This is a genomic window from Caulobacter sp. GW821-FHT09B11 (assembly GCF_059418205.1).
Map to the genome: position 1 here is coordinate 48,606 of NZ_JBWKPK010000020.1, position 18,080 is coordinate 66,685.

12 protein-coding genes are annotated in these 18,080 nt (G+C 66.4%); 4 read left to right on the forward strand and 8 right to left on the reverse strand.

All coding sequences use genetic code 11. The annotated features are described in order from the left end of the window. Positions 1-123: 123 nt before the first annotated feature. The 3 genes from AC07N1_RS15825 to AC07N1_RS15835 all read right to left on the reverse strand — a co-directional run bounded on the left by AC07N1_RS15825 (position 124) and on the right by AC07N1_RS15835 (position 5,202). Entirely contained in the window at positions 124-1,101 is a 978-nt protein-coding gene (locus AC07N1_RS15825) for a DegT/DnrJ/EryC1/StrS family aminotransferase (RefSeq protein ID WP_494672668.1), read from the reverse strand. Positions 1,102-1,404: 303 nt separating this feature from the next. Then, complete coding sequence (locus tag AC07N1_RS15830) at positions 1,405-2,955, reverse strand: class I adenylate-forming enzyme family protein (protein ID WP_494672669.1); 1,551 nt, start codon at positions 2,953-2,955, stop codon at positions 1,405-1,407. A 168-nt stretch (positions 2,956-3,123) separates the two neighbouring features. After that, a complete protein-coding gene (locus tag AC07N1_RS15835; RefSeq protein ID WP_494672670.1) occupies positions 3,124-5,202 on the reverse strand; it encodes a 3-hydroxyacyl-CoA dehydrogenase NAD-binding domain-containing protein in 2,079 nt (692 codons plus the stop codon). 473 nt (positions 5,203-5,675) lie between these two features. On the opposite strand from AC07N1_RS15835, the gene AC07N1_RS15840 reads away from it, so the two are divergent. Continuing rightward, positions 5,676-6,695: an adenosine deaminase gene (locus tag AC07N1_RS15840; RefSeq protein WP_494672671.1), complete on the forward strand. Its 1,020-nt coding sequence runs from the start codon at positions 5,676-5,678 to the stop codon at positions 6,693-6,695. 178 nt (positions 6,696-6,873) lie between these two features. Here the strand turns inward: AC07N1_RS15840 and AC07N1_RS15845 are convergent, their stop codons facing one another. Further along, positions 6,874-8,103 (reverse strand): TetR/AcrR family transcriptional regulator, encoded by a 1,230-nt coding sequence (locus AC07N1_RS15845; RefSeq protein WP_494672672.1) that lies wholly within the window; start codon positions 8,101-8,103, stop codon positions 6,874-6,876. A gap of 86 nt (positions 8,104-8,189) precedes the next feature. Next, on the reverse strand, positions 8,190-10,109 hold the full coding sequence (locus tag AC07N1_RS15850; protein ID WP_494672673.1) for a hybrid sensor histidine kinase/response regulator: 1,920 nt from the start codon (positions 10,107-10,109) through the stop codon (positions 8,190-8,192). A 129-nt stretch (positions 10,110-10,238) separates the two neighbouring features. On the opposite strand from AC07N1_RS15850, the gene AC07N1_RS15855 reads away from it, so the two are divergent. After that, a complete protein-coding gene (locus AC07N1_RS15855) occupies positions 10,239-11,462 on the forward strand; it encodes a serine hydrolase domain-containing protein (protein ID WP_494672674.1) in 1,224 nt (407 codons plus the stop codon). 243 nt (positions 11,463-11,705) lie between these two features. Here the strand turns inward: AC07N1_RS15855 and AC07N1_RS15860 are convergent, their stop codons facing one another. The 3 genes from AC07N1_RS15860 to AC07N1_RS15870 all read right to left on the reverse strand — a co-directional run bounded on the left by AC07N1_RS15860 (position 11,706) and on the right by AC07N1_RS15870 (position 13,947). Beyond that, positions 11,706-12,602, reverse strand: a complete 897-nt coding sequence (locus AC07N1_RS15860; protein ID WP_487289173.1) for a pirin family protein — start codon at positions 12,600-12,602, stop codon at positions 11,706-11,708. A 251-nt stretch (positions 12,603-12,853) separates the two neighbouring features. Continuing rightward, complete coding sequence (locus tag AC07N1_RS15865; RefSeq protein ID WP_494672675.1) at positions 12,854-13,546, reverse strand: RDD family protein; 693 nt, start codon at positions 13,544-13,546, stop codon at positions 12,854-12,856. A gap of 107 nt (positions 13,547-13,653) precedes the next feature. Further along, a complete protein-coding gene (locus tag AC07N1_RS15870) occupies positions 13,654-13,947 on the reverse strand; it encodes a hypothetical protein (protein ID WP_494672676.1) in 294 nt (97 codons plus the stop codon). 982 nt (positions 13,948-14,929) lie between these two features. Here AC07N1_RS15870 and AC07N1_RS15875 point away from each other — a divergent pair. Further along, positions 14,930-15,790 carry a hypothetical protein gene (locus AC07N1_RS15875; RefSeq protein ID WP_494672677.1) on the forward strand — a complete coding sequence of 287 codons (861 nt, stop codon included), beginning with the start codon at positions 14,930-14,932 and terminating at the stop codon, positions 15,788-15,790. Continuing rightward, entirely contained in the window at positions 15,787-18,063 is a 2,277-nt protein-coding gene (locus AC07N1_RS15880; protein WP_494672678.1) for a UvrD-helicase domain-containing protein, read from the forward strand. Before AC07N1_RS15875 ends, AC07N1_RS15880 begins: the two co-directional genes overlap by 4 nt. Positions 18,064-18,080 lie beyond the last annotated feature (17 nt).

Below are 18,080 nucleotides of genomic sequence, written 5' to 3' on the forward strand. Positions count from 1 at the left end.
AGGGGGACCACGAAGTGGTGGAGGGGGCGAGACTGGGCGGGCAGCGGCGGTCGCCCCCTCCGTCACGCTGCGTATCCGCAGCGCGCCACCTCCACCGTTTCTCGGGGGAGGAGTTTAGGACCCTCAGACCTGCGCCACCGCGCGCCGCACGGCTTCGGCCAGGTCGTCGAGGTCGGCGATGTCGAGGTCGGCGGCGAAGGGCAGGCCCAGCATCTTGCCGGCCAGGTGGTCGACGACGGGCACGGAGTCGGCCTGGATCTCGGGGTCGCGCACGCCCACGCAGGTGACGAAGCGGCCCTCGACGGCCAGCAGGGCGGCGACGGCCGGGGCGCAGCCCTCGGCGACGCTGACGACGCAGGCGCTGGACACCCACGACAGACCCCAGCCGGGCTGGAACTGGATCGGCGAGCCGAGCAGCAGCATGCGCAGGCGCTGGGCGTTGGTGGCCAGTTGCTGGCGCTTCAGGGTCCAGCCGTCGAGGCCGGCCTCGCCCTCGAAGGCAGGGGCCTGGAGGCGTGCGATCAGGTCGGCGTCCTCGGCGGCGACGAACACGCCCTGGCCGCCCGGCAGGCCGACGACCACCGGGACCGGGGCGTCCATGATCACGTCGTAGCCGAAGGTGGCGTCGACCACGATCGGCAGGCCGGTCTCGGCCTGGAAGGCGGCGAGGGCGGCGAGGTCGGGGGCGCGGCCGAAGGCGCAGGTGGTGACGATGGCCTCGAGCGGGCAGGGGGCTTCGGCCAGGCGTTCGCGCAGGTGGGTGGTGTCGACCATCCAGGTGAATGGATCGACGTCGACCAGCCACGGCGTCAGGCCGGCGGCGGCGACGCCCGCCAGGGTCTCGCGGCCGGCCAGGGCCGAGACGATGCAGACCCCGCCGGGGCGGGCGCCCTGGGCGGTCAGCAGGTCGGCGGTGGCGGCGGCGCGATCGGCGGCGGCGCGCACCGCGGTGGGACGGGAGAAGCGCTGGGCCAGCTTGCTGTTCAGGTCGCCGACCGGAGCCAGGGCGCGCGAGACGGCGTCGAAATCGATCGGCGCGTCGGAGGCGGGACCCTGGACTTTCGGCTGCGACGCCAGAACGGCGGCTGTGAGGGAGGACATGCGATCGACGCTTCCGCAACAAAGGCGCCCCGACGACGCCATCATGGTTAACTGAAGGTATCGAGTGACTCGGGGCCGCCCGATGCGGCGCGCCGTCGCGGTGTAGATTCCGGCTTTTGCGGGTTTTGCCTGGGATCCGCCCCCTATCCGCCCGTCATTCCCGCCCTTATGGCGGGAACCCCTCTTTCAGCCGCAAGGGCGGATGAGGCGGACTGCCGAGCAGTCCGCCTGCGCTTCACCTGCGAGCGGAACCAGGGTTTCCCGCCACAAGGGCGGGAATGACGGGAGTTTGGGGGAAGGGCGCTATCCCCTCACCGTCCACCCGTCCCGCAGTTCGCGCTTGAGCACCTTGCCGATGTGGCTGCGGGGCAGGGCGTCGACGAGGACGAGGTCGGAGAGGCGCTGGGTCTTGCCCAGGCGCTCGTTGGCGAAGGCGCGGACGGTTTCTGCCGAGGCCGCGGCGCCGGGCCGCAGGGCGACGAAGGCGACCGGGGTCTCGCCCCAGGCGTCGGACGGCACGCCGACCACGGCGGCCTCCAGCACGTCGGGGTGGGTGGCGATCACGGCTTCCAGGTCGCTGGGATAGATGTTGAAGCCGCCGCTGATGATCATGTCCTTCTTGCGATCCATCAGGGTGAGGAAGCCCTCGTCGTCGAAGCGGCCGACGTCGCCGGTGCGGATGAAGGACAGGCCCTCGGGCGAGGTCCAGGTCGCCTCGGCGGTCTTGCCGGGCTGGCCGTGATAGCCGTTCATCATGCCGGCCGAGCGGCCGACGATCTCACCCACGACGCCGGGGCCGACCTCGACGCCGTCCTCGTCGATCAGGCGGATGTCGTGGCCGGGAGCGGGGCGGCCCACCGTGTGCAGCTTGTCGGGATGCTCGTGGGCCATGAGGATGCAGGTGCCGCCGCCCTCGGTCATGCCGAAATATTCGACGAGGCCGCCGGGCCAGCGGCGCAGGACCTCGGCCTTCAGTTCGGGGGCGAACGGGGCGCTGGTGCAGAACTTCAGGCGTGTGGTCGACAGGTCGAAGCTGTCGAAGCCCGGATGGGCCAGCAGGCGGCGGTACTGCACGGGCACCAGCATGGCGTGGGTCATGCGGTACTGCTGGGCCAGTTCCAGGAAGCGGCCGGCGTCGAACTTCTTCATCAGCACCACGGTCCCGCCGCCGGCCAGGGTGGGGAAGAAGCAGACCAGGGTGGTGTTGGAATAGAGCGGGGTCGACAGCAGGGTGACCGCGTCCGCCCCATAGCCGACGGCGTCGCCGCGGAAGACGTGCTTCCAGCGCATGCCGTGCGACTGGACGATGCCCTTGGGCGCACCGGTGGTGCCGCTGGAATAGATGATGTTGAACGGATGCTCGGGGCCGATCTCGACCGGGGCCGGCGTCGCGCCTTCAGGCGCCAGCCAGGCCTCGAAGGCCTCGCCGGCGGCCGAACCGTCCAGCGCGATGGTGCGGGTGGCGACCGGGGCGGGCTTCTGCGCTTCGGCCACGCCGGCGTCTACGAAGAACAGCCTGGCTCCGCAGTCGGCGACCATGCCGGCGATGGCCTGGGGCGTCGAGGAGGGGGCCAATGGCGCGACCGCCACCCCGGCCCGCAGGCCGCCGAGGAAGACGGCCGCATAGGGGATGGACGACAGGGCGCAGACGGCGACGGCCTCGCCCGGCTGGACACCATCGCGCTGCAGGGCGGCGGCGACGCGGTCGGCCAGGGCGTCGAACTGGCGGTAAGTGACGGCCTCGCCGGTCTCCATGATCACGGCGAGATGGTCGGGCGTCTCAAGGGCCCGCTCGCGGAGGATGTCGCCCATCACGCCGTAGTCGGCGGTGATCATGGAGGGGATGGTGGGCATGGGCTGTTCCTTACTCGGCACATCATCTCCTCCCCCGCTTGCGGGGGAGGGGGACCGCGAAGCGGTGGGGGGGGGGCGAGACTGGGCGCCGTGCCAGCCGTCGCCCCCTCCGTCACGGCGCTGATAGCGCCGCGCCACCTCCCCCGTTTTACGGGGGAGGAGCAAAGATCAGGCGTCCTTGAAGCCCTTGCCCTCGGCGACCAGCCGCTCCAACAGGGCCGACGGCTTGAAGTCGTCGCCGTGCCTCTCCTGGAACTCCTTCATCTTGGCCAGGACCTTGTCGAGACCCACCAGCTCGCCCCAGAACATCGGGCCGCCGCGATAGACCGGCCAGCCGTAGCCGTTGATCCAGACGATATCGATGTCCGAGGCCCGGATGGCCTTGCCTTCCTCGAGGATCTTCGCGCCCTCGTTGACCATCGGGTAGAGGCAGCGTTCCAGGATCTCCTCGTCGCTGATCTGCCGACGCTGGATCTGGCGCTTCTCGGCGAAGTCGAGGATCACCTTCTCGACCTCGGCCGACGGTTTGGCGACGCGGTTCTCGTCGTAGTCGTAGAAGCCCTTGCCGTTCTTCTGGCCGCGACGGTCCATCTCGCACAGCACTTCGCGGACGGTGGAGGAGCTGGTCTTGGCCGGGTCCCAGCCGATGTCGAGGCCGGCCAGATCGCTCATGGCGAACGGACCCATCGGCAGGCCGAAGTCGTAGAGCACGCGGTCGACGTCCCAGGGCATGGCGCCTTCGAGGATCAGCTTCTGGGCCTCGCGCTGGCGCTGGGCCAGCATGCGGTTGCCGACGAAGCCGAAGCAGTTGCCGACCAGCACCGCGACCTTGCCGATCTTCTTGCCGGTCTGCATGGCGGTGGCGATCACCGACTTGTCGGTCTTCTCGCCGCGAACGATCTCCAGCAGGCGCATGACGTTGGCCGGCGAGAAGAAGTGCAGGCCGATGACGCTTTCGGGCCGGCTGGTGACGGCGGCGATGGCGTCGACGTCGAGATAGGAGGTGTTGGTGGCCAGGATCGCGCCGGGCTTGGCGATCTTGTCGAGCTTGGTGAAGACCTCCTTCTTGATCTCCATCAGTTCGAACACGGCCTCGATGATCAGGTCGCAGTCGGCCAGGTCCTCCAGGTGCATGGAGGGCGTCAGCAGCCCCATGCGCTTTTCGACGTCGTCCTGGGTGAGGCGACCCTTCTTGGCGGTGTTCTCGTAGTTCTTGCGGATGGTGGCGACGCCGCGGTCGAGGTTCTCGGGCTTGGCCTCGATGATCGTCACCGGCACGCCGGCGTTGAGGAAGTTCATCGAGATGCCGCCGCCCATGGTGCCGGCCCCGATGACGCCGACCTTCTTGACCGGGATGGTGGGGGTGTCGTCCGGCACGTCGGGGATCTTGGCGGCCTGGCGCTCGGCGAAGAACACGTAGCGCTGGGCGGCCGACTGGCTGCCGGTCATCAGCTCCATGAACAGCCGGCGCTCTTCCTTCAGGCCCTCGTCGAAGGGCAGGTTCACCGCCGCCTCGATGCACTTGATGTTGTTCTCGGGCGCGAGGAAGCCGCGGAACTTCTTGGCGTTGGCCTTGCGGAATTCGGCGAAGATCTCGGGCTTGCCGCGGGCGGCCTCGACCTTGGCGGAAAGATCGCGGACCTTGGCCAGCGGCTTGTCCTCGGCCAGCACGACCTTGGCGAAGGCGATGGCCCCGTCGCGCAGCGCGCCTTCCTCTACGAGGCTGTCGAACAGGCCCATGGCGAGGGCCGCTTTCGCCGGCACGTGCTGGCCGGTGGTGACCATCTCCAGCGCTTTCTCGACGCCGACGATGCGCGGCAGGCGCTGGGTGCCGCCGGCGCCGGGCAGCAGGCCGATGTTCACTTCGGGCAGGCCCGCCTTCGCGGACGGCACGGCGACGCGGTAGTGGGCGACCAGCGCCACCTCCAGCCCGCCGCCCAGGACCGTGCCGTGGATCGCGGCGATCACCGGCTTGGGCGAATTCTCGATCGTGTTCTGTACGTCCTGCAGCGACGGGCCGGTCATGGCCTTGCCGAACTCGCTGATGTCGGCGCCGGCGATGAAGGTCTTGCCCTCGCAGATCAGCACGATGGCCTGGACGGCCGGATCGCCGATCGCCGCCTCGAAGGCGTTCTTCAGCCCTTCGCGGACCTGGGCCGACAGGGCGTTGACGGGAGGAGAGTTCAGCGTGACGACGCCGATGTCGCCTTCGACGGTCAGATCGGTGACGGCGTTGATCGCGGCCATGCGGTTCCACCCTTTTGGTTCGTTTGAACGCTTGTTTGATCCTAGCCTGCACGACGCCGCGCGAGAGTCCAGAGGGGCGCGGACGGCGCCGCTTTTTCGGGCGCCGCAGGTTGACGCCGTGGGCGTCGTACTGGACATTCGAAGGGTTCAGTTTCGGCCGAGAGAGCACCTGCCGGTGCGGGCCGACGTGACGTCGCGTCGGTGCGTAAGCCCACGGTCTCCCAAGAACAATCGGTCAAACTGGGGAGGGAGTTCGCACCAGGACCGGCCGGCCGCCGCCGCTTGCAGGCGTGCGGGACATTCCAAGACCGTTTCAGGCGCGAGCGCGACGCGGTGCATACGACGCGTCGAAACTAAGAGGTGAAGCGCACCTCGGCGCGGGGGCACGGCTCCCGCGCCGCCTTGTGTGGACTTGGGGTGCGGGCCTGACGTGCGGGCTTGACCCTGTCGCATCGCGAGCCGATGGAATTCCCATGACCGACACCACGCTAGAAGCCTTCGCCCGCGGCCTGCCCAAGGCCGAACTGCACATGCACATCGAGGGCAGCCTCGAACCGGAACTGATGTTCGCCCTGGCCGAACGCAACGGGATCGCCCTGCCGTACAAGTCGGTCGAGGAGATCCGCGCCGCCTACGCCTTCTCGAACCTGCAGGACTTCCTCGACATCTACTATCAGGGCGCGGGCGTGCTGATCACGCGGGCCGACTTCAAGGACCTGGCCGTGGCATATTTCGAGCGCCTGGCGGCCGACGGCGGGGTGCACGCCGAGATCTTCTTCGACCCGCAGACCCACACCGAGCGCGGCGTCGCGTTCGAGACCGTCATCGACGGCCTGCTGGACGGCATGGCGGAAGCTGAAAGCCGCTGGGGCGTGACGTCGAAGCTGATCCTCTGCTTCCTGCGCCACCTGTCGGAATACAGCGCCTTCGAGACCTTGGAGCTGGCCAAGCCGCATCTTTCCAAGATCGCCGGCGTGGGCCTGGACTCCTCGGAGGTCGGCCATCCGCCGGCCAAGTTCGCCCGGGTGTTCAAGGCGGCCCGTGACCTGGGCCTCAAGATCGTCGCCCATGCGGGCGAGGAGGGGCCGCCGGAATATGTCTGGGAGGCCATCGACCTGGTGGGCGTCGACCGCATCGACCACGGCAATCGTGCCCTGGAGGACGAGGCCCTGACGGCGCGTCTGGTCGCCGATGGGACGACCCTGACGGTGTGCCCGCTGTCGAACCTGAAGCTCTGCGTGGTGCCCGACCTGACGGCGCACCCGATGAGGAAGATGCTGGATCTTGGCCTGAAGGCGACGGTGAACTCCGACGACCCGGCCTATTTCGGCGGCTACCTGCTGGATAACTATCTGCAGACCGCCAAGGCCGTGGACCTGACGCGCGACGATCTCGTGGTGCTGGCCAGGAACAGCTTCTCGGGCTCGTTCCTTGGCGAGGCCGAGAAGGCGCGACGGCTGGCGCAGGTGGATGCGTACGTGGCGGGGAACTGACCGCCACCACGTCTGAAACTCCTGTCATTCCCGCCCTTGTGGCGGGAACCCCTCTGTCAGCCGCAAGGGCGGATGGGGCGGCGTGCTCAGCACGCCGCTGGCGTCTCACGTGCGGGCGGAACCAGGGTTTCCCGCCACAAGGGCGGGAATGGCGGGCTATGGGGAGGGCTCAAACGCCCTACCGCGCCATCAGCCCCATCAGGAGCGGCCGGGCGAACAGCCTTGCGGCGTCTTCCCGCGTGACGCCCGGCGCCCAGGCCTGCAGCGAGGCCGCCGCGTTGAGCATCGAGTTGATCATGTGCGCGGCGACCAGCGGGTCGACCGCGCGCACCGAGCCGTCGGCTATGCCGTCGGCGATCATGCCGGCGAAGCGGTTGGAGCCGCGGGCGTAGCCGTCGCTCATCTCGTGGCGGATCTCGATCGGCAGGGCGCCCATCGACGAGGCGCGCAGCAGCGGGCCGTGGTCCGACAGCTGGTACTCGACCAGGGCCGCCGTCGCCGCCGACACCGCGGTCCAGCCACCGTCCGATAGACTCAGGGCCGAGAGCTGGGCGCGGCGGGTGACCGCGAAGGTGCGCTTGAAGCACTCGACCACCAGGGCGTCCTTGTCCTCGTGGTGGTGGTAGAACGAGCCCTTGGTGACGTTCAGCGCCGCCGAGATGTCCTCGACCGAGGCCCCGCGATAGCCGCGCTGGTTGATCAGGCGGGTGGCGGCCACGAGGAAGGTCTCGCGCCAGTCCTGGCCTTCGTCGGAGACCGGGGTCGGGTCGGGCAGGGCGGGCGGCGCCCAGTCGCGGCCGGCCGCGGCGATGCCGCCGACCAGGATGTCGTACATCCGCTCGCGCACCCGCTCGTAGTCGTCCAGGTCGAAGCGGCGCAGCCAGGCGCCGGTCCAGAAGACCTGTTCCAGCAGCAGGTGGGCGCGGGCGTTGCGCTCGGCCTTGTCAAGATGGGCGAAGGCCTCGCCGTCGAAGAAGCCGCGCACGCGGCGGAAGATGTCGGCGAAGGCGGCCTGGACCGAGGCGCGCATCGGCTCCTTCAGGGCGCGGATCTCGGTGAAGCTGGCCAGGGGCGCGGCCTCGCCGGCGCGGACCCGGCGCGACAGGTCGAGATAGAGGGTCAGGAACTTGCGGATGCGGCCGGCGGCGTCGGGCTGCGCCGCGGCCTCGTCGATCATGGCGTCCAGCCGCTCCAGCCCGCGGATGAAGCAGGCGGCGGCCAGGTCGTCCTTCTTGCGATAGTAGTAGGTGACGCTGGTGGTGATCAGTCCGACCTTGGCGGCGACGTCGGCCAGGGTCATGCCCTTGACGCCCTGGCGGTTCAGCACCGCCGTCGCGGCCGCCAGTATGGCTTCCTTCTTCTGTGCGTAACGCGCCGTCGCGGCGGTGACGGTGTGGCCGTCGTCCATTGTCAGGCCCCCAGCAACGCCTCGTGCAGGCGTTGGACTCTCTGGTCCAATCTAGGCCTGGAACGAGGCGGCAGAAAGGCCTTCGTTCAGGAGGTCTCCAGTGTGCGGGCAGGCAGGGCCTTGGCGACCGCGCGGACCAGGGCGGCCGGCGACAGCGGCTTGGCCACCGCGCCGTTCATGCCGGCCTCGACATAGGCGGCCTGCTGGTGGGCCATGGCGTTGGCGGTCATGGCCAGGATCGGCGCAGCGCCGGCCCGGCCGGGCAGCTTGCGGATGGCGCGGGTGGCCTCGACCCCGTCCATCACCGGCATCTGGATGTCCATGAAGATCAGGTCGTAGCCCAGGCGGGCGGCGGCGATGCCGGCCGCGCCATCCTCGGCCGTGGCGACGCGGGCGCCGAGGGCCTCGAGCATGCGGGTGGCGATCAGCCGGTTGACGGCGTTGTCCTCGACCAGCAGCACGTCCAGGCCCGCCAGCAGCGGCGCGTCGGGCTCGGCGGGGGCGGGGTTGCGGACCGGGGCCTCGGCGGGGGCGGCCAGGATTTCCAGCCAGAAGGTCGAGCCCTGGCCCGGCGTGCTGGAAAAGCCGATGTCGCCGCCCATTAGCCCCGCCAGCCGGCGGGTGATCGACAGGCCCAGGCCCGCCCCGCCGAACCGCCGGGTGGTCGAGCCGTCGGCCTGGCTGAAGCGCTCGAACAGGGTCTCGGCGGCCTCGGGCGAGATCCCGACGCCGGTGTCCTCGACCTCGAAGCGCAGGCGCAGGCCTTCCGGATCGGGCGAGACGGAAAGGCGCGCGGTGACGCCGCCCTCCAGGGTGAACTTCACCGCGTTGCCGATCAGGTTGAACAGCGCCTGGCGCAGGCGCACCGGGTCGGCCGAGGCCCAGGTCGCGCCGACGGGCGGCGCCTCGACCGTCAGGCGCAGGCCTTTCTGGTCGGCCTGGGGCTCCAGCAGGTGGGCGACGCTGCGCAGCAGGGCCGACGGATCGAGCGGCTCGGGGGAAAGCTCCAGCTTGCCGGCCTCGATCTTGGAGAAGTCGATGATGTCGTTGAGCAGTTCCGAGAGCATGGCGCCGCAGCCCAGGGCCTCGGCCAGCAGGCGGCGGCCGTCGTCGGACAGGCGCTCGTGCTCCAGCAGGTGCAGCACGCCCAGCACCCCGTTCATCGGGGTGCGGATCTCGTGGCTCATATTGGCCAGGAAGCGCGACTTGGCCTCGGCGGCGTCGAGGGCGGCGTTGCGGGCGACCAGCAGTTCGGTGACGTCCTGGCTGATGCCGATGACGTCGAACAGCTCGCCGGCTCCGGCCCGCACGCCGCGCCAGTCGGTGCGCATCCAGATCCAGTTCTGGCTGGTCGGGTCGGCGTGGCGATAGACCAGCTGGGCGTGCTCGCCGGTCTCCTGGGTATGGACGAAGGCGCGGCTCATCATCGCCCGGTCGTCGGGATGGATGGCGGCCATCATCTCGGGGACCGTCATCTGCCGCGCGTCGCCCATCGGGGCGGCCAGGGTGGTGATCTCCTGCTCGAAGAAATAGATGCCCTTGCGGGTCTCGAACCGCCAGACATAGACGCCGGCGGCGTTGCGCAGCATCTCGTTGGCGCGGTCGGCCTGCTGGCGCTGGAGGCGGCGCACGCGCTCCTCGGAGAAGTCCTGGAAGACGATCAGCAGCGCCCCGTCGGGCAGGATCTTCGAGCGCGAGCGCACCCACAGCCAGCCGCCGCCCTTGCGGGCCAGGCGGTGCTCGGACTGCACCTGGCCCTCGGCCCGCAGGATGCGGCCGGCGCTTTCCAGCACCTCGGTGTCGTGCAGGTGCAGGAAGTCGCGGATGTGGCGGCCCAGGCTCTCCTCGGCGCTCCAGCCGGCGATCTGGCTCCAGGCCGGATTGACGCGGACGATGGCGCGGCCCTGCACCACCACGAACATGTCGAGGCTGTTCTGGAAAAACCAGTCGGCCGCGGCGCGGTCGGTGCTGGTGGCGGGCGTCTCTTCGTCCGGCCCCTTGCCCATCAAGCTCCCCTCGTCTTCAATCGATCAACGCAGGATGAGGTGAAGGTTGCGTTATCCGTACCGCCTATTCGATCCGCGAAAAGAAGGCGACCGTGACGCAAGGTCGCGCCAGTGTGGGGAAAAACGCAAGTGAGCACGCCCGAAGCCGTCGGACTCTCGTCGAGCCGACTGAAACGCATCGACGCCTTCCTGCAGGAAAAGTACGTCGGACCCGGCCTGCTGCCCGGCGCCCAGGTGCAGGTCTGGCGGCGCGGACAGCTGGCCCACGAGGCCGTGCTGGGCCTGGCCGACCGTGAGCGCGACGCGCCGCTGAAGGCCGACAGCCTCTATCGCATCTACTCGATGACCAAGCCGATCACCTCGATCGCCTTCATGATGCTGGTCGAGGAGGGCAGGGTGGCGTTGGAGGATCCGGTCCACCGCTTCATCCCGGCCTTCAAGGACCTGGGCGTGTTCGCCGCCGGCGCGCTGGGCGCGTTCCAGACCAGGCCGCTGGCCGAGCCGATGCGGATGATCGACCTGCTGCGCCACACGGCCGGCTTCACCTACGGCTTCCAGCAGCGGGGCAATATCGACGCGGCCTATCGCAAGCTGCATCTGGACGACCTGCCGGGGCCGCGCGACCTGGACGGCTTCATCGCCGAGCTGGCCAAGCTCCCGCTCGAGTTCAGCCCCGGCGAGGCCTGGAACTATTCGGTCTGCACCGACGTGCTGGGCTATCTGGTGCAGGCGATCTCGGGCCAGCCGTTCGACCAGTTCCTGAAGGCGCGGATCTTCGAGCCGCTGAAGATGGTCGACACCGGCTTCTTCGCGCCCGAGGCCGAGCACGGGCGCCTGGCCGCCTGCTACAGCCTCGACCCCAAGGGCCGGGTGGTGCTGCAGGACGATCCGGCGACCAGCCCGTTCCTCAAGGATCCGCTGTTCAAGTCGGGCGGCGGCGGGCTGGTCTCTACGGCGTCGGACTATATGCGCTTCTGCCGCATGATCCTGAACGGCGGCCAGCTGGACGGCGCCCGCATCGTCAGCCCCAAGACCCTGAAGGCGATGATGCTCAATCACCTGCCGGGCGGGAAGGAGCTGACCGAGCTGTCGAAGTCGCTGTTCAGCGAGAGCGTCTATGACGGCGTCGGCTTCGGCCTCGGCTTCGCGGTGACCACGGATCTCGCCCGCACCCGCACCATCGGCAGCCTGGGCGAGGCCTTCTGGGGCGGCATGGCCTCGACCGCCTTCTGGATCGACCCGGTCGAGGACCTGGCGGTGGTGTTCATGACCCAGCTGATGCCGTCCAGCGTCTATCCGATCCGGCGGGAGCTCAGGACGCTGGTCTACGCGGCGTTCGAGGAGGCGGCCTGAGCTTCAGGAAACCTCCCCCTGTGGGGGAGGTGATCGCGAAGCGATCGGTGGGGGGAGTGATTGCTGAACTGCCGATACCTCGGAGGCTGAAAACGGCCCCCCACCGGCCTTCGGCCGCCTCCCCCACGGGGGGAGGTTCCCCCTCAGTCGGCTTCGCCGACAGCTCCTCCAGAAGGGGAGCATCTTTAAATCCTCCCCCTCTGGGGGAGGTGGCCCGGAGGGCTGGAGGGGGCCGCGTAGCGGTTACGACATCGGCGGCGCCGGGGGCGTCGGATCCTCCGGCAGCGGGATGAACTCGCCGTTGTCGAGGTCCGGCAGCTTCATGCGGCCGGCGCGCCAGTCGGCCTTGGCCTGTTCGATGCGGTCCTTGGACGTCGAGACGAAGTTCCATTCGATGAAGCGCGGGCCGATCGGTTCGCCGCCCAGCAGCATGACGACGGAAGGCTCCAGGGCCTCGAAGACCACGGTCTCGCCGGGCTCGAACACGGCCATCTGGGCGGCTTCCAGCACGCGGCCGGCGACCTCCACCCGGCCGCTGGAGACGTAGGCGGCGCGTTCGGGATATTCGGCGGGCAGGGCGGCCTTGGCGCCGGCGGCCAGCTGCCAGTGGACGTAGAACAGCGGCGAGTGCACCGGCACCTTGGACTTGGCGCCAAAGGCCTCGCCGGCGATCAGCCGGGCCTTCAGGCCGCCGCTTTCGTAGAAGGGCAGGTCGAGGTCGCCAGCGTGGTGGGTGAAGCCGGGGTCGATCTCCTCCAGCTCGGTGGGCAGGGCGATCCAGGCCTGCATGCCGTCCATCAGCCCGCCGTCGTGGCGCAGCGTCTCGAAGCGCTCGGAGTGGGTGATGCCCGAGCCGGCGGTCATCCAGTTGACCTCGCCCGGCAGGATCTCGATGTCGGAGCCGACGCTGTCCTTGTGGGTGATGGCCCCGTCGAACAGGTAGGTCAGGGTGGACAGGCCGATGTGCGGATGCGGCCGCACGTCGACGCTCCTGGGAAAGCCCGGCTGGAAGTGGGCCGGCCCCATGTGGTCGAGGAACACGAACGGCCCGACCATCCGCCGCCGGGCGAACGGCAGCACCCGCCCGACCTCGAAACCGCCGATGTCGCGGCGGCGGGCGTCGATGACGAGGTCGATCATGGGGGGCTCCGTGTCGGTCCGGGGAAAGCTGTTGCGCGGGGCGGAAACTCCCACGGCCCGCGCGCGGCGTCTTGCAGTTTCTGACCCTTCGGCTCGGTGCGTGGTCCTCGTCCTTCGACAGGCTCAGGATGAGGACCAAGGCAGGCTCCGGCGGTGGAAAAACCTCATCCTGAGCTTGTCGAAGCCTGCCCTCGGGCGGGCCGCGCGAGGCGCGACCCGGGGGGACGAGGTTTTCGGCTCCCCCGGGGGGCTCAGCCCCCCATCGACGCGAAGCGGTCGATGACGCCCAGCAGCCGCTCGCCGGCCCAGATCAGGCCGCCGACCACCATCAGCGCGCCCTGCCAGATCCCCATCGGCCGATGGGTGACGCGGTAGCCCTCGTCGGCGTCCCACGGGGCGGCGCGCTTGTCCTCGAGGGCCTCCTTGCCCTGCCACATGGTGTAGAGGCAGATCAGCGGCGCGCCGAGGCCCATGCCGAACACGATCACCCTGGCCTCGCGCTTGATCGACTGGACCAGGCTCAGGCGCTTGCCGTCGGCGCGGACCACGCGCACCCCGAACAGCCACTTGCCGAAGCTGCCGCCGCTGAGCGCCATCGACACGGCCACGAACGGCGCGGCCAGCAGCACCGAGACCGGCCCGGCGATCAGCCGGCCGACGATGTCCCGGTCGAACAGGCCCAGGAACTGCTCGGTGAGCACCGGGGCGAAGAGGCCGCCGAAGCCGCCGACCAGCACGATGCCGACCATGCCGAACACGAAGGTGTCGACCGCCCGGGCGAAATAGCGCCGCCAGGGCTGGGGCGAGGCGTCGGTCCAAGGATGCGGCTTGCGGGCGGTCGGCGTTTCGGGCGCGGCGGGCGTGGTCTCGGCGACTTCCGGAGCCGGCGTGGAGCCAGGCGCGGGTTCGAGTTCGGGCGCGGCGCCCGCGGTGATGTCGGTCATGTGCAAGGCCCCCGATACGCGAAGAATCCCCGAGCCCCCTCGGGAAGCGTCACCATGGACCGCCGCGCGAGCGGGCTCAACCTTGGGGGCTCGGAAGGGAGTCCTCTCTAACGGTCGTTCCACCAGGCGCCCTGACGGCGGAGGATCTCGACATATTCGTCGACGACGCCGGGCGGGCAGCCGCGGCGGCGCCTGAACTCGGCCTTCTTCTCGGCCTCGACGGCCGCCAGGCGCCGGGCCTCGGCGCGGGCGGCGGCCTTGGCGGCGGTGCGGGCCTCGGCCTCGGCGCGTTCGGCGGCGCGACGGGCGGCGCGCAGTTGCGCCGGCGTCGGAGGCGGCGGCGGCGGAACCGGGCCGCGCGTGCGGTGCGGGCGGACGGGGGAGGGGTTGCGGCGGTTCATGGGGTGCTCCTTCCTTCTCCCCTTGCGGGAGAAGGTGGCGTCCGAAGGACATCGGATGAGGGGTTTCTCGGAAATCGGACGCTGCGCCCCGCCTGACCGCTGCACACGGCTTTGAGGTCTGAGAGACCCCTCACCCGACCCCGCTTTGCGGGGCCACCCTCTCCCGCAAGGGGAGAGGGAACGGGTGGGCGATCTCACGCGGCGAGCCGCTGAGGGGATGGAGAGGGCGCGGGGCGTCCGGACCGCGTCCGGAGCTGTGTTTGGATGTACCGTTTCGACGAAGCCTTGACGCCCCGCGCGATCGTTTGACCTCAGGCCGGGGCGCGCGGGCCTTTTCCGCCCTTCACCCCCTTCGGCATGTGCCTTCCCCGGAACCGGGCTGTAAGCTTCGCTAGCCATCGCGTGCAGACAGAAGGCGCCGGAGCGGACCCTCGGGCGGGCGGGAGCCTATTGCAGGCAAGCCCCCGATAGGCGGGTTTACGTCCCCCGCCCTCCGTTCAAGCCCCGCCGGCCCGGCTCACGCCGCTCCAAGAGGCCCCGCTCGATCGCATCCCCTCGCACGCATCGGGCCGGATCCTAGCGCCCTCTCCCCGCGACGGGACGAGGTCCATTATGCGGCCGGTTTGGAAGGGGCGGATGGAAAACGCTGGGAATTTTCTAGGGCGTTGATTGGGTTGGGGTTTGTGTGTGGGCGGAGGGGGAGACGAGTTTTGAATCCTATTGAGATGTATGGAAGCGTCCGCTGTGGGGGGGGGGGGGGGGCAGCTTCATTCGTCGGCGGCTTCCGGTTCATATTCCGCGATGTCGATAATGCCTAGCTTCGCGCCTGAATTTCTGCCGGGGTGCTCGATACACCTATTGATACGTGGATAGCTATAAGCCACCCTCCGGTAGAAACGCCTGTTGATCTCCATTCATGAGGCCGGGCAGGGATGAAAAGATCGAGCCAGGCACTGGTGCCTAATAACGACTAGAGACAGAGATGCTTAGGCGATTAGATCCAGGCGAGTTCGTACAGGGCGCGCTCTTCACCTGCGGCTTGTCAGACTCCTATCCGGAAGTTCCAGCATTTGGCATGCTTATTACGGCAAGGTGTGACACTGCGCAGAATAAAGCCGAGGTCTATAACTATATTCCCGTGATCGCCGTCGAGGCATGGATCGCGAAAGATGGGCTCGAGCTTGTGGCGAAGCGAGCGCTGGCGAATGAGCTGGGATCGATGAAGAAGGCGCTGGCCGACGCGGGCATGGCCCATACAATTCTCGACTTTGTTGATTATGATACCATCCTCCACGAGCTTCAGACCGGAATGTCGAAACAGGAGAAGGGGATCGCCAAGCGCTTCGAGCAAGCTATGCAGGCGGTTCGTTCTGCGAACTCAGTGCTCAGTAACCCCGAACGAACGCTGCAGGATTCTCTTGCTTACCTTGATGCTAACGAGGGAATATATAAGTCGCTCATAAAAGAGCTTATGACAAATACATTGGCCGAATTCCATTACCTGGAAAGTGTGGATATTGGAGAGGAGACAAGGGGATATGTCGCTCTTATGCGTGAAATCCGTTTCATATCTGCCGCACTAGGCAAGCGGATAGCTATCGGATTGGATAGCGAAGAGTTTCAATCTCTCCAGGAGATTTTCTCGCCAAATCTGAACCACATCCGCTTCTCAGCCCAGCAAGATTTCGCTATGCCGCTTTCGTGCGTAGCGTCTCCGTTCATAGAGTTGATCATGCAGCGTTTTGCTAGCTTGTTTTCGCGTATCGGGGTCGCCGACTTGCCAAAAGAAAAGATTGCGGAGGCTCATCTCTGGGTTAAAATCATGCAGAGGGGCGTATTATGAGTTACATCGCCGTGCGTCGGGATGCGGTTGAAGAAATTATTTCTGCCCGTCTCCTCCAGTCCACGGAGTTTCCTGATGGCTTGGAGCTTGCAAAATCTTTACAGATACGCCAGCCGGGGGCTGCATCCACTCGGATATTCATGAAAAGCGTGAAGAGTGGTCTTTTTATATATGGGGATCGTCCAAAAGAGACGCAGTTTATTGTATTTGATGTTGATCAATGTGGCGGATTTAATCCGGAAGACAACATTTCTCATACTCTTTTATATTTGCAAAAAAGCCTTAGATTTGCAGCTAAATACTGGCAGGGGGTTGTTCTTACGAAGGCTGAAAGAGTATTTGCTGACGTATCGCGGGGTGTGATATTTCCCTTTCCGATCAGCCAGCAAACTGACATCCGCCTCCTTGTCGATCTTGCGCCTGATGGCGATCGGTTGGCGCGGCGCGGCGCAGCTGGCCGTTATCTGCTCGTCTTCAAGTTGGATGTGGGGGACAGCAAGCATGATGCTACGCTCGGAACGTTTCGGCGCTTCCTCGAGGACTTGGACGCTCTGCAGGGTAAGTTGGCCGCAACTCAACCCGAGCGGAATGCGGTGTCCATCTCAGCTCTTTCGAGTACAACGCTGGAGCAAATCGAAGAGAAGGTTGATCCGCATCAGGCGTACGATACGTGGTTGCACCTTCTAACTACCGAGCAGAAGAATTTTGTCGCTTCTGAGCTAGTCGCGCCGAAGCGAATCGATGGACCCGCAGGTTCTGGGAAAACAGTGTCTCTGTCGCTCGCGGCCATGCACTCCATGGTCGCTGCTGAACAGGCTGGTCGGGATCATCAAGCGATCTTTATTACTCACAGCGAAGCTAGTCGTAGAAGTATAGAGACGATTCTGATGTCGATGGGTGGAGACAGATTTATGTCGTCCCAGCCGACATCACGCAGAATTCAAGTCATGACGCTGCAGGGTTACTGTGCGGAAATTCTTCGAACGGAGATTTCTTCGACCGAGTTGGTGGATCCAGATGCATTCGACGCAAAGCAATTGCAAACGATGTATGTTGAGGAGGCGTTGAAATTAGCGAAAACGGAGTTTCCCACATTTGAGCGCTTTATGTCATTTGCCTTTAAGGAATATCTTGAGCAGGAGGAGATGGATCTAAAGATATCAATGTTGCAGCACGAAATTGCGGTTGTCATTAAAGGGAGATCTAAAGAGAGCTTTGACGTGTATAAGCGGGTGCCGCCGCTTAGCACAGGCCTCCCCATCCACAATGAGGCTGACAAGGGGTTCGTTTGGCGTGTCTATGAACGATATCGCGAGCAACTTGAGGTCGGCGGGCAGTTCGATACAGATGATATCGTACTGACTGCCCTTAGTCAGCTCTCGACGCCGATCTGGCGTCGGAGGCGGTCAAGGTATGGCTTCGACGCTGTCTTTGTGGACGAGACGCACCTATTCAATATGAACGAGCTCTCCGTCTTTCATCACATAACGAAATCCGAGGTGCAGTTCCCGATAGCTTTCGCTGTCGACAGGTCTCAGGCGATTGGCGATCGCGGCTGGGTAAATGACATTGATGTCTCCGTTCTTGTGCCTGGGGTTAGGGACCTGCAAGCAAACAAGACAGACCTGCGCTCGATCTTTAGATCATCGCCAGACATCGTAAACCTCGCTTTCACGATTACCTCCTCGGGTGCGAGCTTGTTCACGAACTTCGAGGATCCGCTACTGAGGGCGCATAGCAATATGAGCTTTGCGGAGGAAAAAAAAGCGGAGCCTCCATTCTATCGCGACTACGCTACCGACGAAGCTATGATCGAGGGGGCTTTCGACGTGGCCGACAATATGCGGTCGAGCATGGCGACCTCGCGCGGCGAAATCGCAATCATCGCATTTACAGAAGAACTATTCGCGGAACTGCAACGTGAGGCTACTATGCGTGGCAGGCCAGTGGAGATCCTGAAGCAGCGAAATGATGATGAGATTGCGAGGCGAGCGAAGACGACCGGGCGATTTATTCTGTCTCTACCTGACTATGTTGGGGGGCTAGAGTTCGATGGAGTTATACTCGTTGGCGTCGATGAAGGGCGTGTTCCTCCTGCGCTTACGAGCCAACGCTCGGAGAGCAAAGCTTACATGAGCTACTCTGCACATAATCGATTGTACGTCGCGATTAGCCGCGCGCGATACCGCGTTGGGATTATCGGGACCAAGGAACGCGGTGCCAGCGCGCTGCTGCGGCCGGCGTTCGTGGCAGAGGTTCTGACCCAGGTTTGACGAGCAGTTGCTGGCCG

Coding starts and splice junctions, on each gene's coding strand:
- AC07N1_RS15845 (WP_494672672.1), bottom strand. CDS start 8,103: ATGGACGACGGCCACACCGTCACCGCCGCGACGGCGCGTTACGCACAG.
- AC07N1_RS15860 (WP_487289173.1), bottom strand. CDS start 12,602: ATGATCGACCTCGTCATCGACGCCCGCCGCCGCGACATCGGCGGTTTC.
- AC07N1_RS15835 (WP_494672670.1), bottom strand. CDS start 5,202: ATGGCCGCGATCAACGCCGTCACCGATCTGACCGTCGAAGGCGACATC.
- AC07N1_RS15840 (WP_494672671.1), top strand. CDS start 5,676: ATGACCGACACCACGCTAGAAGCCTTCGCCCGCGGCCTGCCCAAGGCC.
- AC07N1_RS15870 (WP_494672676.1), bottom strand. CDS start 13,947: ATGAACCGCCGCAACCCCTCCCCCGTCCGCCCGCACCGCACGCGCGGC.
- AC07N1_RS15875 (WP_494672677.1), top strand. CDS start 14,930: ATGCTTAGGCGATTAGATCCAGGCGAGTTCGTACAGGGCGCGCTCTTC.
- AC07N1_RS15830 (WP_494672669.1), bottom strand. CDS start 2,955: ATGCCCACCATCCCCTCCATGATCACCGCCGACTACGGCGTGATGGGC.
- AC07N1_RS15880 (WP_494672678.1), top strand. CDS start 15,787: ATGAGTTACATCGCCGTGCGTCGGGATGCGGTTGAAGAAATTATTTCT.
- AC07N1_RS15865 (WP_494672675.1), bottom strand. CDS start 13,546: ATGACCGACATCACCGCGGGCGCCGCGCCCGAACTCGAACCCGCGCCT.
- AC07N1_RS15850 (WP_494672673.1), bottom strand. CDS start 10,109: ATGGGCAAGGGGCCGGACGAAGAGACGCCCGCCACCAGCACCGACCGC.
- AC07N1_RS15825 (WP_494672668.1), bottom strand. CDS start 1,101: ATGTCCTCCCTCACAGCCGCCGTTCTGGCGTCGCAGCCGAAAGTCCAG.